Genomic DNA, 259 nt, shown 5'->3' with positions numbered 1-259 from the left:
CAGGGATTATTACTACTGAAATAAATTATAAAGACTCAGCAGATTTTGACGTAAAAGACTGGATAGAATTATACAATAATGGAAGTAATGCTGTAAATATTTCTAACTGGTTATTCAAGGATGACGACGACTTACACGAATTTGTGATTCCTAACGGAACAACAATGCAACTCGGTTCTTATCTGGTTTTAGCTCAGTCTTTAACAGATTTTCAAGTGCTTTTCCCGGCTGTGAGCCCTATCCTGGGAGATTTTACTTT

1 protein-coding gene is annotated in these 259 nt (G+C 35.9%); it reads left to right on the top strand.

The features are described from left to right. On the top strand, nt 1–259 hold a 259-nt coding region (locus ACY2RT_RS15445), incomplete at both ends, for a lamin tail domain-containing protein (RefSeq protein ID WP_490156814.1).

It is taken from the genome of Ulvibacter sp. 2210JD10-4, assembly GCF_058148525.1.
This window is presented reverse-complemented; position numbering and strand designations above follow the sequence as displayed.